Source organism: Massilia sp. P1_C10 (assembly GCF_056406475.1).
This window is the reverse complement of sequence record NZ_JBFUAC010000005.1, coordinates 341,041-354,585: the sequence shown is the minus strand read 5'-3', so window position 1 is coordinate 354,585 and position 13,545 is coordinate 341,041. Positions and strand designations below refer to the sequence as shown.

The following is a 13,545-nucleotide window of genomic DNA, read 5'->3' as shown; positions in this document are numbered from 1 at the left end:
GTCCATCACCGCAACGTCATCAGCCCTCGTCGCGCCAGCGGCGCAGGCGCATCGCCGCGAAGATCATCGCCGCGCCAACCGCCACCCCGATCCACACTTGCGGCTGCGTCAGCGTCAGCCACGACTGGGTGAAGATGCCGGCCGCATTCACACCGTGGTCGGCGCGATTGATCAGCGCTTCCGGATCGACCTTGCCGAACGGGAGCCACAATCCCGGTACCACGCCGGCCAGTCCGCGCATGACGATGTTGGTCGCGATCCAGTGCACGTCGATCTGTGTGTTCATGTAGGCCGACGTCAGGAAGTTGAGCCACTTCGCCAGCATCAGTCCGAGCAGCGGAACGCCGACCGCCCACAGGAACACTTTCGACTTTGCCCAGGCCGATACCATCAGCAGCCAGCCGACCGTCGGGATGGCCCACAGGATGTAGACCGGAAGCAGGCCGACCAGGCGGAACGGCGCCAGCCAGAACTCGGGGTTCGACAGCACCAGTCCAAACAGGCGCACGCCGTTCGCATTTGCCGCCAGCAGGGCGATCAGCACCGAGACCATGGCGGTAGCGGTGCCGATTGCGATCGTGATCAGCGGTCCGACGCACAGCGCGGTGATCACTTTCGACAGCACGGTTTCCTGGTCCGACACCGGCAGCGACTTCCAGAACAGGATGCTGCGGTCGCGGCGGTCGTCGTAGAGCGCAGCCAGGCAGTAGAAGAAGGCGACGAACGGCAGCACCAGGAACAGCGGCGCGGACGCTGCCATGTAGCTGTTGGCGACGGCGTTGGCAATCTGCTGGCGCGCCGGCAGCGGCAGGGAGCTGAGCACATCCGCCTTGCTGACCACGTGGCCGTTGACGATTACCGTGTTGGTGGTGAAATCGTGGGTCAGCGTGCCATAGGCGAGGGTCGCGCCAAGCACGGCCAGCATCACGATCGCGATGATCGCCGGCGCCCAGAAGAATCCGCCCTTGTGCTCCCAGTATTCGCGGCGGAGCATCCATTTCATCGTATTCATGCGTAGCTTCCTTTCATGGTTGCGACAAACAGGTCGGCAACGCTGATGTTGCGGGTTTCGCCAAGGGTGGACAGCTGCGTGCGCGGCACGCCGTCGAACAGCATGACCGACTTGCCGAACACGGTGCGGCGGTCGATCGGCTGCAGCGCGTTGGCGGCGTTCACTTTGTCCTGCGGCACCATCACTTCGGTGTAGCGTTCACCCACTTCGTCCATCGAGGCGGCCAGGATGATCTTGCCGTCGCGGATGAACATCAGGTCGGTCAGGATGTGCTCGACTTCTTCCACCTGGTGGGTGGTGATGACGATGGTCTTGCCTTCGTCGAAGTAGTCTTCCAGCAGGTTGTGATAGAACTGCTTGCGGTAAATGATGTCGAGGCCGAGGGTCGGCTCGTCGAGCACCAGCAGCTTGGCGTCGATCGCCATTACCAGCGCCAGGTGCAGCTGCACGATCATGCCCTTCGACATCGACTTGACCTTCATCGACGGCTTCAGCTTGGTCGCGGCGAGGTAGCGTTCGGCCTTCTCGCGGTCGAACTTCGGGTGGACGCCAGCGACGAAATCGACCGCTTCGCTGACCTTCAGCCAGCGCGGCAGGATGGCGACGTCGGCGATAAAGCAGACGTTCTTCATCAGTTCGTCGCGCTGGGTGCGCGGGTCGAGGCCGAGCACGCGCAGTTCGCCGTCGAACGGGACCAGTCCCAGCGCCGCCTTCAGCGTGGTGGTCTTGCCCGAGCCGTTGGGCCCGATCAGGCCGACGATGCGGCCGGCCGGGATGTCGAAGGTGATGTCGTCGACGGCGGCCTGCTTGCCGTAGCGCTTGGTCAGGCCGCGGGCGGAGATGGCCGCGCTCATGCCGCACCTCCCGGCGCCGCGGCGCGCAGCAGTTGTTCGAGGTTCAGGCCCAGCAGTCGGATCCGTTCGACCATCGCCGGCCATTCGTCGCGCACGAAGCGCTCGCGTTCGCTTGCCAGCAGTTTCTCGCTGGCGCCTTCGGTAACATACATGCCGATCCCCCTTCTTTTTTCTACGAGATTGTCGTCGACCAGTTCCTGGTATGCCTTGGATACGGTGATCGGGTTCAGTTGGTATTCCGCGGCGATCTGGCGCACCGAGGGCAGGGCGTCGCCCGCCTTCAGTGCGCCGTCGAGCATCATGCCGATGACCCGATCCTTGAGTTGCCGATAAATCGGCGTATTGTCGTTCCAGCCTATCGTCATGTTTGACTCTCCTGGGCCTGTTGGTGGTGTGATGAAGTGGTGTTGTAGTGAAGTATAACAGTGACTTTTGACGTGTCAACAACTATTTGATGCATATGAAAAATCCTGTGTGCACGATCGGCCATTCGAATCGCGCGCTGGACGAGTTCATCGACCTGCTCAAGCGCAATCGGATCGAGCATGTGATCGATGTGCGGACGGTGCCGCGCTCGCGCCACAATCCGCAGTTCGGGCAGGATGTGCTGCCCGACTCGCTGCATGCCGAGGGGATCGCTTACACGCATCTGCCGGGCCTCGGCGGGCTGCGGCATGCGCGCGCCGATTCGCCCAATACCGGCTGGCGCAACGCGTCATTCCGCGGCTACGCCGATTACATGCAGACGCCGGAGTTTGCCGAGAACGTGGGGAGGGTGGTGGAGACGGCGCGATCGGAGCGATGCGTGCTGATGTGCGCCGAAGCGGTGCCGTGGCGCTGCCATCGCTCGATGATCGGCGACGCGCTGCTGGTGCGGGGCGTTGAGGTGGAAGACATCATCGGGCCGGGCGCGCGCAAGCCGCATCGGATGACGCCGTTCGCCGTTGTCGACGGCACACGCATCCTGTACCCGGGGTCTGGTCCTGCGGACCTGACCCCATCTTGAAAGTACCAACGCGGCGAAGCCCTGCGCGGCTATTTTTTGAGCCGCGGCCCAAGGTCTGGGGTCAGGTCCGCCGGACCTGACCCCCGGTGATGTCGTGGCGCGTGATGTTGCCGGCTTCGTCGATCGCGATCCAGCCGCCGCTGGGTGGTTCGGCATCGAGTTCCCAGTCCGGCAGCACGTAGCGCCGCCGCGCGCCGTCTTCATGCAAAGCGGGGCGGTGGGTGTGCCCATGAATGATTGTGTCGGCGCCGGTCGTCGTGTGCAGCGCATCGATCGCCGCCGGCGTCACATCCATGATCGCCATCGTCTTGCCGGTATGTGCTTCGCGGCTGCCTTCGCGCAGGCCGGCGATGATCGCCTTGCGCTGCGCCAGCGGCATCGCCAGGAACTGCTGCTGCCAGGCCGGATCGCGCACCCGCTGGCGGAACGCCATGTAGCTGACATCGTCGGTGCATTCGGCGTCGCCATGCACCAGCGCGATGCGGCGCCCGCCGATGACGGCGACGTGCGGCTCGGCCAGCAAGGTCAGCCCGGCCGCCTGCGCAAAACGCTCGCCGACGAGAAAGTCGCGGTTGCCCGCTATCCAGTACACCGCCACGCCGGCGTCGCTGACGGCCCGGATCGCGTCGATGACGGATTGATTGAAGGGAGAATCGAGGTCGTCGTCGCCTGCCCAGTATTCGAACAGGTCGCCGAGAAGATACAACTCGCGCGCCGCCATTGCGTGCTCCGCTAAAAAGCGGAAGAACGCGGCGGCGGTGCGCGGGTGCGATTCCTGCAGGTGCAGGTCGCTAATAAAAAGAACCAATTACAGGACTTCGACTTTTTCGATGATCACGGCATCGGTCGGCACGTCGGCGAACATGCCGCTGCGGCCGGTCTTGACCTTGTTGATCTTGTCGACCACTTCCATGCCTTCGGTAACCTTGCCGAACACGGCGTAGCCCCAGCCGTCCTGGCCCGGATAGTCGAGGAAGCTGTTGTTCTTGGTGTTGATGAAGAACTGCGCCGACGCCGAATGCGGATCCGAGGTGCGCGCCATCGCCAGCGTGTACTTGTCGTTCTTCAGGCCGTTCTTGGCTTCGTTCTCGACCGTCGCAGGAGCAGGCTTCTGCTTCATGCCTGGCTCGAAACCGCCGCCCTGGATCATGAAGTCGGCGATCACGCGGTGGAAGATCGTGTTGTTGTAGTGGCCGTTGTTGGCGTATTCGAGGAAGTTGGCAACCGTCTTCGGCGCTTTGTCGGCGTCCAGTTCGGCGGTGATGTTGCCCATGTTGGTGGTGATCAGTACTTTGGTCATGATGTGCCCTTTAAGTGTTGTTAGTTCGGAATGCGTGAGCATCCAGTATTTTACCGTTTCACGACCGATGCCGACTGAATCACGATCGGCACCACCGGCACGTTCTGCTGGCCCTTGACGTCGTCGACGACGACGCCCTTGATCTTGTCGACCACTTCCTGGCCCGACAGGACTTTGCCGAATACGGTGTAGCCGAAGCCGTCGCGGCCCGGGTAATCGAGCGCCTCATTGGCGGCGACATTGATGAAAAACTGCGAGGTGGCCGAATTGGGGTCGCCGGTGCGCGCCATGGCGATCGAGTAGGGCACGTTTTTCAGGCCGTTATTCGCTTCGTTCTTCACCGGCGGCTTGGTTTTTTTGGTGACCAGGTTCTTGTCCATGCCACCGCCCTGGATCATGAAGCCGTCGATCACGCGGTGGAAAATCGTGCCTTTATAATGCCCGCTCTTGACGTACTGGAGGAAATTGGCGACCGTTTTCGGCGCCGCTTCCTGGTCCAGTTCGAGGACGATTTCGCCCATCGAGGTCTTCAGCGAGACCTGCGGCATCTCGGCCGCGATGACGGCGGTGCCGAAGGACAGGCCGAAGAAAACGGTCAGGAAGCGCGTCAGTAATGGGCGGAACAGGGAAGTCGATTCTTGCATGGTAGCTTTCAGTAGGTGGAGTTCGCGCAAAGTGCTGTCAAGCCTTTTGCTGAAAAATAAACCTGTCCCATATGCGGCCAGTGGGGTTTTTATCAATGCTATACTTTGGCGCAGAACGTCCATTCTATCAAAGAAGAACAATACAGCGGGTTCCGACGATATCGAATAATTACCGGTTTTCCGGTGCGTGCCCTTGCGGCATTTGCGCCTGGTCGCGGTATTGTCCGAACGTCGTACTCGCTAAGATGAAGCAAGAGTCCGATGAGCCAACTTAAGATTTACAACACGCTGGCGCGTGACAAGCAGGAATTCGTACCGATCGTTGCCGGCAAAGTCGGCATGTATGTTTGCGGGATGACGATCTACGATTACTGTCACATCGGCCACGCGCGCATGATGATGGCGTTCGACGTGGTGTTCCGCTGGCTGACCGCGTCCGGCTACGACGTCGCCTACGTGCGCAACATCACCGACATCGACGACAAGATCATCAAGCGCGCCGTGGAAAACGGCGAGTCGATCTCGCAGCTGACATCGCGCTTCGAAAAATACATGGACGAAGACACGACGGCGCTGGGCATCCTGGCGCCGACCGTGGTGCCGCACGCGACCGCCTATGTGCCGCAGATGCTGGGCATCATTGAGCTGCTCGAGAAAAAAGGCCTGGCCTACAAGTCGGACGACGGCGACGTCAATTACGCGGTGCGCAATTTTCCCGGCTACGGCAAGCTGTCGGGCAAGTCGCTCGACGACCTGCGCGCCGGCGAGCGCGTCGACGTCAACACCGGCAAGCGCGACGCGCTCGACTTCGTGCTGTGGAAGGCGTCCAAGGAGTCCGAGCCCGACGAAGTGAAGTGGCCTTCGAAGTGGGGCAGCGGCCGCCCGGGCTGGCACATCGAGTGCTCGGCGATGTCGTGCGCCAACCTCGGCGAGCATTTCGATATCCACGGCGGCGGCGCCGACCTGCAGTTCCCGCACCACGAGAACGAGATCGCCCAGTCGGAAGGCGCGTTCGGCCAGCCGATGGTCAACTACTGGATGCACAACGGCTTCGTGCGCGTCGATAACGAGAAGATGTCCAAGTCGCTGGGCAATTTCTTCACGATCCGCGACGTGCTGAAAAAGTACGACGCCGAAGTGGTGCGCTTCTTCATCCTGCGCGCCCACTACCGCAGCCCGCTCAATTACTCGGATGCGCACCTGGACGACGCCAAGGGCGCGCTGAACCGCCTGTACACGGCGCTCGAAGGCATCGACGCCGGCGCCGCCGGCACGGTCGACTGGACCGAGCCGTACGCGGTGCGCTTCGCCGACGCGATGAACGACGACTTCAACACGCCGATCGCGGTAGCCGTGCTGTTCGAGATGGCCAATGAGCTCAATCGCACCAAGTCGCCGCAGCTGGCACGCCAGTACCGCGCGCTGGCCGATGTAATCGGTTTACTGGGCCGCAGCCCGCAGGAATACCTGCAGGGCGGCGCAGGCGAGGGCGATGCCGCCATCGAAGAGGCCATCGCGCGCCGGATCGAGGCCAAGAAGGCCCGCAACTTCGCCGAATCGGACAAGATCCGCGCCGAACTGCTGGCAACCGGGATCGTCCTCGAAGACAAGCCCGACGGCTCCACCAACTGGCGCCGGGCATGATGGCGCTGAACAAGGACGCTGTGGGCACCACCTCATTGGTCATCGAAGTCCCTTCCTACTGGGAAGAGGCGAAGATCGAACTGATGAAGCGCGACCGCATCATGAAAAAGCTGATCCCGCAGTTTGGCGACCTGCACCTGGTCGGCCATCCGGATCCGTTCACGACCTTGGCGCGCTCGGTGGTCGGCCAGCAGGTGACCAACAAGGCGGCCGACGCCGCCTGGGCCAAACTGATGATCGTTTGCCCGAAGATCACGCCGGCGCAGGTGCTCAAGGCCGGCGCCGCCGAGCTGTCCGCCTGCGGCCTGTCCAAGCGCAAGACCGAATACATCCTTGACCTGGCGGACCATTTCAAGGCCAAGCGGGTGCATGCGAACCAATGGGCGGAGATGGCCGACGAAGCCGTCATCGCCGAACTGGTGCAGATTCGCGGCATCACGCGCTGGACGGCCGAAATGTTCCTGATCTTTAACCTGCTGCGGCCGAACGTGCTGCCGCTCGACGATCCCGGCCTGATCGGCGGCATCAGCCACAACTATTTCTCCGGTGAACCAGTCTCGCGCAGCGATGCGCGCGAGGTGTCGGCCAACTGGGAGCCCTGGCGCACCGTCGCCACGTGGTATTTATGGCGTAGTCTCGATCCGGTTCCGGTAGAATAGCGCTTGTATCGGCCGCGCTGAGGATCCCGCGTGGTCAGCATAATAATTTCGGAGGACCAATGATTAAAACAACTTTCCTCAATTTTGAGCAGCCTATTGCCGAGCTCGATTCCAAAATTGAAGAGCTGCGCTTCGTGCAAGACGATTCGGCCGTCGACATCTCCGAAGAGATCGACCGCCTGGACAAGAAGAGCCAGCAGCTGACCAAGGACATCTACGCCAAGCTGACGCCATGGCAAGTGTCGCAGATCGCGCGCCACCCGCAGCGTCCGTACACGATGGACTACGTCAACGAAATCTTCACCGATTTCCACGAACTGCATGGCGACCGCTCGTATGCAGACGACTTGTCGATCGTCGGCGGCCTGGCCCGCTTCAACGGCCAGTCCTGCATGGTCATCGGCCACCAGAAGGGCCGCGACACCAAAGAGCGCGCGATGCGCAACTTCGGCATGCCGAAGCCGGAAGGTTACCGCAAGGCGATGCGCCTGATGAAACTGGCCGAGAAGTTCGGCCTGCCGATCTTCACCTTCGTCGACACCCCAGGCGCGTTCCCGGGCATCGACGCCGAAGAGCGCGGCCAGTCGGAAGCGATCGGCCACAACCTGTACGTGATGGCGGAACTCAAAGTGCCGCTGATCGCCACCATCATCGGCGAAGGCGGCTCCGGCGGCGCGCTGGCGATTGCCGTCGGCGACGCGGTGCTGATGCTGCAATACTCGACCTACTCGGTGATTTCGCCGGAAGGCTGCGCTTCGATCCTGTGGAAATCGGCCGAGCGCGCTTCCGACGCCGCCGACGCACTGGGCCTGACCGCGCACCGCCTGAAGGCGATGGGACTGATCGACAAGATCATCAACGAACCGCTGGGTGGCGCGCATCGCGATCCGAAGGCGATGGCCGTCATGCTCAAGCGCGCGCTGGCCGACTCGCTGCGCCAGTTCCAGGGCATGAAGACCAAGGACTTGCTGGAAGCGCGTCATCAGAAGCTGATGAGCTACGGTAAATTCAAAGAAACCACGCCGGCAGAAGAGTGAGCCGGCAGCAAGCCGGGAGTCTCCCGGACACGTTCGCGCGGGCGCTTGACGCCCTGCGCGGTTCGGCTGTCGTTCCCTCGCAGGCAGGAACCCCATCCACCGAGAAAGCTACTGGCGCTTCAGATGTCGTTCCCGCGAAGGCAGGAACCCATGCTGACTTTGCTCAGGCTCAGCATGGGTTCCAGCCTGCGCTGGAAGTCGCACCGCAGGAGCGACGGGCAATTGCAATTGCCCTCAGCGGCGGCCTGGATTCCTCCGCGCTGCTGCACCTCGCGCACGCCTACGCGCGCGAGCACGGCCTTGCGCTGTTCGCCTTCCATGTCCATCACGGCCTGAGCCCGAACGCAGACGCCTGGCTGGCGCATTGCCGCGATAGCTGCGCCGCGCTCTGCGTGACCTTCGACCAACGTCACGTCACGCTCGCCAAAGGCAAGACCGGCGTCGAAGCGGCTGCCCGCAAGCTGCGCTACGCCGCGCTCGGCGCCATGTGCGCGCAGCACGGCGTGCAGCTGATGCTCACCGCCCATCATCTGGATGACCAGGCCGAAACCGTGCTGCTGCAATTGCTGCGCGGCTCGGGCACCGCGGGCCTGTCCGGCATGGACGCGGCCAACAGCGCGCCCGAGCTGCTCGACAATCCCGATCTGGTGATGGCGCGGCCGTTACTGCCGGTGTCGCGCGAGGCGCTCGACGCGTACGTGAAAGCGTACGGCATCGCCCACATCGACGACGAATCGAACACCGACCCGCGCTACGCCCGCAACGCCTTGCGCCTGCAGGTGATGCCGGCGCTGGCGCAGGCTTTCCCCGGCTTCCAGGAACGCTTCGCGCGCAGCGCCGCGCACGCGCAGTCGGCCCAACGTATGCTGACCGAGCTGGCGGCGCAAGACCTGGCCGGCTGCCTGATCGACGACACCGTCGACGTCGCCAAGCTGCGTGCGATGAGCATCGACCGCGTGCAGAACCTGCTGCGCCACTGGTTCCATACGCGCGGCCTGCGCATGCCGTCGACCGCCCGGCTGGCCGAAATGGTGACCCAGCTGGTCGAGGCGCGGCCGGACGCGCAATTGCTCGTCACGCACCCCGACTGCCACATCCGGCGCCACCGCGACCGCCTGCACATCACCCCGAAGCTGAACGACCTCGCCGGCATGCGCGACCCCGACGACGAGGGCGTGATCGTGCGTCACGCGCAAGCGTTCCGCTGGCAGGGCGAAAGCGAGATCGCGTTTCCCGACTACGGCGGCACGCTGTATTTCGATGAGGCGGAGCAGGGCGTCGATCCGGCGTGGCTGCGCGCCCAGGCCTTGACGATCGACTTCCGCAAGGGCGGCGAAAAGCTCAAGCTGGCGGAAAACCGTCCGACGCGCAGCCTGAAATATCACTACCAGGCCTGCGACGTGCCGGCGTGGGAGCGTCCGCGGCTGCCGGTCGTCAGCGCCGGCAAGGATTTGCTGTTCGCCGCCGGCATCGGCATGGACTGCCATCATCTTGCGGCCGGCGCCGGCATCGCCTTCCGCTGGAAAAGCGACCTCTCCAGCTAACATTCGAAAACCGCATTACCATATACCAATAAGGTATAGGTTTTGGCTTGTTCTTTTACATCGCGGCATGTAGAGTAAAGCCCTCTTTTTTTATTCATCTCAGAGCGGAAACAGCGTCCATATGGCTTTAATTGTCCACAAATACGGCGGTACGTCGATGGGATCGACGGAGCGCATCAAGAATGTCGCGGCCCGGGTCGCCAAGTGGCACGACGCCGGCCACAAGATTGTCGTGGTGCCGTCGGCGATGTCCGGCGAAACCAACCGCCTGATCGGCCTCGCCAAGGAAATCATGGGCCAGCCCGATCCGCGCGAGCTGGACATGATCTGCTCGACCGGCGAACAGGTGTCGGTGGGCCTGCTGGCGATGGCGCTGCTGGCGATCGGCAAGGACGCGGTGTCGTACGCCGGCTGGCAGGTGGCGATCAAGACCGACTCCTCGTTCACCAAGGCGCGCATCCAGTCGATCGACGACGCCAAGGTGCGCGCCGACCTCGATTCGGGCAAGATCGTCATCATCACCGGCTTCCAGGGCGTGGACGACGACGGCAACATCTCGACCTTGGGCCGCGGCGGCTCGGACACCTCCGCCGTGGCGATCGCCGCCGCGATGAAGGCCGACGAATGCCTGATTTACACAGACGTTGACGGCGTGTACACGACCGATCCGCGCGTAGTGTCGGAAGCGCGCCGCCTGAAGACGGTGACGTTCGAAGAGATGCTGGAAATGGCCTCGCTGGGATCGAAAGTCCTGCAAAGCCGTTCGGTCGAATTCGCTGGCAATTACCGCGTGCCGACGCGCGTGCTGTCGTCGCTGACCGATCCCCTGATGCCGCTTGAAGAAGAAGCCAACTCGGGCACCCTGATTTCGTTTGAGGAAGATACAAATATGGAACAAGCCGTCATTTCCGGCATCGCGTTCAACCGCGATGAAGCCAAGATCACGATCCTGGGCGTGCCCGACAAGCCGGGCGTGGCGTACCACATCCTGGGACCGGTCGCCGATGCCAACATCGAAGTCGACATGATCATCCAGAACCAATCGGTGGACGGCAAGACCGACTTCACCTTCACCGTCTCGCGCGGCGAGTACCAGAAAGCCATGGGCGTGCTGGAAGGCGTGAAGAATGACATCGGCGCGGCCAGCGTGACGGGCGACGCCAAGGTGTCGAAGGTGTCGGTGGTGGGCGTGGGCATGCGCAGCCACGTCGGCGTGGCGTCGCAGATGTTCCGCACGCTGTCGGAAGAGGGCATCAACATCCTGATGATCTCGACCTCCGAGATCAAGATTTCGGTGCTGATCGACGAAAAATACATGGAGTTGGCGGTGCGCGCGCTGCACAAGGCCTTCGATCTGGAAAAAGAGTAACTTTTTTCGAAAAAGTGGGCCGGTTCCATTGACCAAACCCGGTCTCAACCGGTACCATTGCGGACTTCTGATCTGGTGAAGTTTGACTGGATGGGAAAGGAGACGTGGCCGAGTGGCCGAAGGCACATCCCTGCTAAGGATGCATACGGCTTATACCTGTATCGTGGGTTCGAATCCCACCGTCTCCGCCAAGTTGCAGAAAGAAAGCTCCCCCCGGGAGCTTTTTTTTCGCCTCTTCATAGGGAAAAATCAAAAAAGGTCGTTCGCCGGCGTCCTACACTGTTCGCCAGAATCCCACCATCGGTGGTGGGACGAAACATGGGACGGCGATCATGGCCCGCAGCATCAACAAACTCTCCGCCATATCGGTCAACAAGCTGAGCTCGCCCGGATACTACGGCGACGGCGGCGGCTTGCTGTTGCGCATTTCCAAGACCGGTTCGAAAAGCTGGGTGTTCCGATTCGCGCTCGATAAGAAGCGGCGCGAGATGGGATTGGGGGCGGTGCATACAATCAGCCTGGCAATGGCCCGAGAGAAAGCGCTACAGTGCCGCCGGTTGCTGACCGAAGGGCAAGATCCGATCGTTGCGCGCAAAGCATCCCGCACTAAGGAGTCTCTCAGCCTTGCCCGGACGAAAACGTTCGACCAGTGCGCCGCGGCCTATATCAAGTCCCATCGCGGCGCTTGGAAAAGCGAGAAGCACGCCGCGCAATGGGAAGCCACCATCGCAACTTACGCGTCACCAATCTTTGGCAGCACACCGGTCGGCGAAGTCGATACCGATCTTGTGGTTAGGGTACTGCAACCACTTTGGAACACCAAGACGGAAACCGCGACGCGACTGCGTGGAAGGATTGAGACCATTTTGGATTGGGCCACCGTCAGCAAATACCGCCACGGCGAAAACCCGGCCCGATGGCGAGGTCACCTTGATCACCTGCTTGCGCAACCTCGCAAGATATCTCCAGTCCAAAACCGGCCGGCGCTCCCTTGGCCTGAGCTTCCCGATTTCATGGCGCAATTGGTCAAGCGAGAAGGCGTGGCCGCACGCGCTACACAGTTCGCGATCCTTACAGCCTGCCGGTCTGGCGAAGTACGCGGCGCCGCCTGGTCCGAGATCGACCTTGAAGCGAAGCTGTGGACGATCCCCGCTGCACGCATGAAGGCAGGTAAGGAGCATCGCGTTCCTTTGTCTTCCGCTGCCATCACGGTACTTCGTGAATTGCCTCACGAAGGCGAGACAGTTTTTCCGGGCAAGGGCCGCAACGCACAACTATCGGACATGAGTTTGACCGGCGTGCTTCGGCGTATGGCGCGGGGAGATATCACGGTCCATGGATTTCGCTCGACTTTCAGAGACTGGTCCGCGGAGGCTGCAGGCAATTCGTTCCCTCGCGAGGTCTGCGAGCACGCGCTCGCGCATAGTCTCCCTGATCGAGTCGAGGCCGCATACCGCCGTGGCGATTTGCTTGATAAGCGGATCCTCCTGATGCAGGCCTGGGCAGATTTCTGCACGTCGAAAATCAGCCACGCCGTCGAGGTGGATTCCTAGTGTTGAAGACGGCAGAACGCATGCGAAGCGATAGTGCAATGGAGCGCGATGTCGCGGTCTTCGCCGCAGGCGAAGTTCGGCGGTAGGAGCCGGGCCGGTAGGCCTTGGCCGCTTGCGGCCAACTCCGTGGCCCGACGAAAGCATCGCGCGCGTGTTAGCGTTTGCTGGTGCTGTTCTTGGCGTTGGGGTGACTGTTTGAGCGCGGGCCCTTTAAATTTTAAAGAAAAACGGTGAGTCGCCACTAATGCAGGATAGGCTGGCGCCGGTCAACGTGCTCCATGCGCGTTTTACCATGATTGACGCATCGTTCACCGCGCCCATCTCAAGACCATCATGAACTCAACCCAGCGCCCCAACCGCATCAACATCGATCTACAGAACTATAAGCAGGCGTGGCTGGATTATTGCAAGGCGCACCGCGTCACACCCAGCGCGGCGTTTCGTCAAATCGTTGCTAAGCTCACGCGCGGAGGCATAACGGCGGAGCAACCAGTGGCCCAGGACTTGGTTTCGAAGAAAGTGCGCGTTGAGCTGCGACTCACGAAAGGGGAGGTCGCGACAGCGAGTGAGATAGCTCATCGTGAGGGCTTTTCGTTGACTCGATGGATCGTCGCCTTGATCAACGCCCGGCTTTCCGGTAACCCGCAACTGGGACAGCGGGAATTTGAGATGCTTGCGCGTTCTAATCTGCAAATGCTCGCGATCGGACGCAACTTGAATCAGCTGGCGCGCGCGGCGAACGCTGGCGTGTCAATCACCAGAGCTGGTGGTGCTGACATCATCGAAGCACTTCGCACTGCCGTGTTGCGACATGCCGAATATGTTGCGGCCGTAATCACAAGGAACTCCGCGCGGTGGCGTGCGATTTGAAGCGCGGCGGAAGTTATCGTGGGTCGGCATTATGTCGCGCATCTGTAGTTTGT

15 protein-coding genes and 1 tRNA gene are annotated in these 13,545 nt (G+C 61.8%); 9 read left to right on the top strand and 7 right to left on the bottom strand.

The features are described from left to right. Window positions 1–19: 19 nt before the first annotated feature. Genes AC1D02_RS13715 through AC1D02_RS13705 form a run of 3 tightly spaced genes read right to left on the bottom strand, consistent with a single transcriptional unit; the run spans window position 20 to window position 2,231 of the window. A complete protein-coding gene (locus tag AC1D02_RS13715) occupies window positions 20–1,012 on the bottom strand; it encodes a hypothetical protein (RefSeq protein WP_477317712.1) in 993 nt (330 codons plus the stop codon). After that, window positions 1,009–1,866: an ABC transporter ATP-binding protein gene (locus AC1D02_RS13710; protein ID WP_477317710.1), complete on the bottom strand. Its 858-nt coding sequence runs from the start codon at window positions 1,864–1,866 to the stop codon at window positions 1,009–1,011. The genes AC1D02_RS13715 and AC1D02_RS13710 overlap by 4 nt, the downstream gene beginning before the upstream one ends. Further along, window positions 1,863–2,231: a GntR family transcriptional regulator gene (locus AC1D02_RS13705; protein ID WP_477317708.1), complete on the bottom strand. Its 369-nt coding sequence runs from the start codon at window positions 2,229–2,231 to the stop codon at window positions 1,863–1,865. Before AC1D02_RS13705 ends, AC1D02_RS13710 begins: the two co-directional genes overlap by 4 nt. Window positions 2,232–2,320: 89 nt before the next feature. On the opposite strand from AC1D02_RS13705, the gene AC1D02_RS13700 reads away from it, so the two are divergent. Continuing rightward, window positions 2,321–2,872 carry a DUF488 domain-containing protein gene (locus AC1D02_RS13700; RefSeq protein WP_477317706.1) on the top strand — a complete coding sequence of 184 codons (552 nt, stop codon included), beginning with the start codon at window positions 2,321–2,323 and terminating at the stop codon, window positions 2,870–2,872. Window positions 2,873–2,933: 61 nt separating this feature from the next. On the opposite strand, the gene AC1D02_RS13695 is transcribed toward AC1D02_RS13700, so the two are convergent. From AC1D02_RS13695 to AC1D02_RS13685, 3 genes are read right to left on the bottom strand one after another with little or no spacing between them, the layout of a single operon-like run. Then, a complete protein-coding gene (locus AC1D02_RS13695; protein ID WP_477317704.1) occupies window positions 2,934–3,680 on the bottom strand; it encodes a UDP-2,3-diacylglucosamine diphosphatase in 747 nt (248 codons plus the stop codon). Then, complete coding sequence (locus tag AC1D02_RS13690) at window positions 3,681–4,172, bottom strand: peptidylprolyl isomerase (RefSeq protein ID WP_477317702.1); 492 nt, start codon at window positions 4,170–4,172, stop codon at window positions 3,681–3,683. Window positions 4,173–4,222: 50 nt separating this feature from the next. Further along, a complete protein-coding gene (locus AC1D02_RS13685; RefSeq protein ID WP_477317699.1) occupies window positions 4,223–4,816 on the bottom strand; it encodes a peptidylprolyl isomerase in 594 nt (197 codons plus the stop codon). 261 nt (window positions 4,817–5,077) lie between these two features. On the opposite strand from AC1D02_RS13685, the gene cysS reads away from it, so the two are divergent. The 3 genes from cysS to AC1D02_RS13670 are packed head-to-tail and all read left to right on the top strand — an operon-like array spanning window position 5,078 to window position 8,156. After that, window positions 5,078–6,460, top strand: a complete 1,383-nt coding sequence (cysS, locus tag AC1D02_RS13680; RefSeq protein ID WP_477317697.1) for a cysteine--tRNA ligase — start codon at window positions 5,078–5,080, stop codon at window positions 6,458–6,460. After that, on the top strand, window positions 6,460–7,119 hold the full coding sequence (locus AC1D02_RS13675) for a DNA-3-methyladenine glycosylase family protein (RefSeq protein WP_477317899.1): 660 nt from the start codon (window positions 6,460–6,462) through the stop codon (window positions 7,117–7,119). The genes cysS and AC1D02_RS13675 overlap by 1 nt, the downstream gene beginning before the upstream one ends. A gap of 59 nt (window positions 7,120–7,178) precedes the next feature. After that, window positions 7,179–8,156 carry an acetyl-CoA carboxylase carboxyltransferase subunit alpha gene (locus tag AC1D02_RS13670; RefSeq protein ID WP_477317695.1) on the top strand — a complete coding sequence of 326 codons (978 nt, stop codon included), beginning with the start codon at window positions 7,179–7,181 and terminating at the stop codon, window positions 8,154–8,156. Between the two features lie 119 nt (window positions 8,157–8,275). Here AC1D02_RS13670 and AC1D02_RS13665 read toward each other — a convergent pair whose 3' ends face one another. Further along, complete coding sequence (locus AC1D02_RS13665) at window positions 8,276–8,485, bottom strand: hypothetical protein (protein WP_477317906.1); 210 nt, start codon at window positions 8,483–8,485, stop codon at window positions 8,276–8,278. Here AC1D02_RS13665 and tilS point away from each other — a divergent pair. The 5 genes from tilS to AC1D02_RS13640 all read left to right on the top strand — a co-directional run bounded on the left by tilS (window position 8,384) and on the right by AC1D02_RS13640 (window position 13,492). Next, window positions 8,384–9,700: a tRNA lysidine(34) synthetase TilS gene (gene tilS / locus AC1D02_RS13660; RefSeq protein WP_477317897.1), complete on the top strand. Its 1,317-nt coding sequence runs from the start codon at window positions 8,384–8,386 to the stop codon at window positions 9,698–9,700. The genes AC1D02_RS13665 and tilS overlap by 102 nt on opposite strands. A 121-nt stretch (window positions 9,701–9,821) precedes the next feature. Next, window positions 9,822–11,069, top strand: a complete 1,248-nt coding sequence (locus AC1D02_RS13655) for an aspartate kinase (protein WP_477317693.1) — start codon at window positions 9,822–9,824, stop codon at window positions 11,067–11,069. Window positions 11,070–11,167: 98 nt separating this feature from the next. Further along, a tRNA-Ser gene (locus AC1D02_RS13650) sits at window positions 11,168–11,260 on the top strand. Window positions 11,261–11,401: 141 nt separating this feature from the next. Continuing rightward, a complete protein-coding gene (locus AC1D02_RS13645; protein WP_477317691.1) occupies window positions 11,402–12,622 on the top strand; it encodes a tyrosine-type recombinase/integrase in 1,221 nt (406 codons plus the stop codon). 333 nt (window positions 12,623–12,955) lie between these two features. Beyond that, the gene (locus AC1D02_RS13640) at window positions 12,956–13,492 is read left to right on the top strand and encodes a hypothetical protein (RefSeq protein WP_477317689.1); all 537 of its coding nucleotides are present in this window, start codon (window positions 12,956–12,958) and stop codon (window positions 13,490–13,492) included. Window positions 13,493–13,545: the final 53 nt, after the last annotated feature.

Coding starts and splice junctions, on each gene's coding strand:
- AC1D02_RS13705 (WP_477317708.1), bottom strand. CDS start 2,231: ATGACGATAGGCTGGAACGACAATACGCCGATTTATCGGCAACTCAAG.
- AC1D02_RS13675 (WP_477317899.1), top strand. CDS start 6,460: ATGGCGCTGAACAAGGACGCTGTGGGCACCACCTCATTGGTCATCGAA.
- AC1D02_RS13645 (WP_477317691.1), top strand. CDS start 11,402: ATGGCCCGCAGCATCAACAAACTCTCCGCCATATCGGTCAACAAGCTG.
- AC1D02_RS13690 (WP_477317702.1), bottom strand. CDS start 4,172: ATGACCAAAGTACTGATCACCACCAACATGGGCAACATCACCGCCGAA.
- cysS (WP_477317697.1), top strand. CDS start 5,078: ATGAGCCAACTTAAGATTTACAACACGCTGGCGCGTGACAAGCAGGAA.
- AC1D02_RS13640 (WP_477317689.1), top strand. CDS start 12,956: ATGAACTCAACCCAGCGCCCCAACCGCATCAACATCGATCTACAGAAC.
- AC1D02_RS13715 (WP_477317712.1), bottom strand. CDS start 1,012: ATGAATACGATGAAATGGATGCTCCGCCGCGAATACTGGGAGCACAAG.
- AC1D02_RS13700 (WP_477317706.1), top strand. CDS start 2,321: ATGCATATGAAAAATCCTGTGTGCACGATCGGCCATTCGAATCGCGCG.
- AC1D02_RS13685 (WP_477317699.1), bottom strand. CDS start 4,816: ATGCAAGAATCGACTTCCCTGTTCCGCCCATTACTGACGCGCTTCCTG.
- AC1D02_RS13710 (WP_477317710.1), bottom strand. CDS start 1,866: ATGAGCGCGGCCATCTCCGCCCGCGGCCTGACCAAGCGCTACGGCAAG.
- AC1D02_RS13655 (WP_477317693.1), top strand. CDS start 9,822: ATGGCTTTAATTGTCCACAAATACGGCGGTACGTCGATGGGATCGACG.
- AC1D02_RS13670 (WP_477317695.1), top strand. CDS start 7,179: ATGATTAAAACAACTTTCCTCAATTTTGAGCAGCCTATTGCCGAGCTC.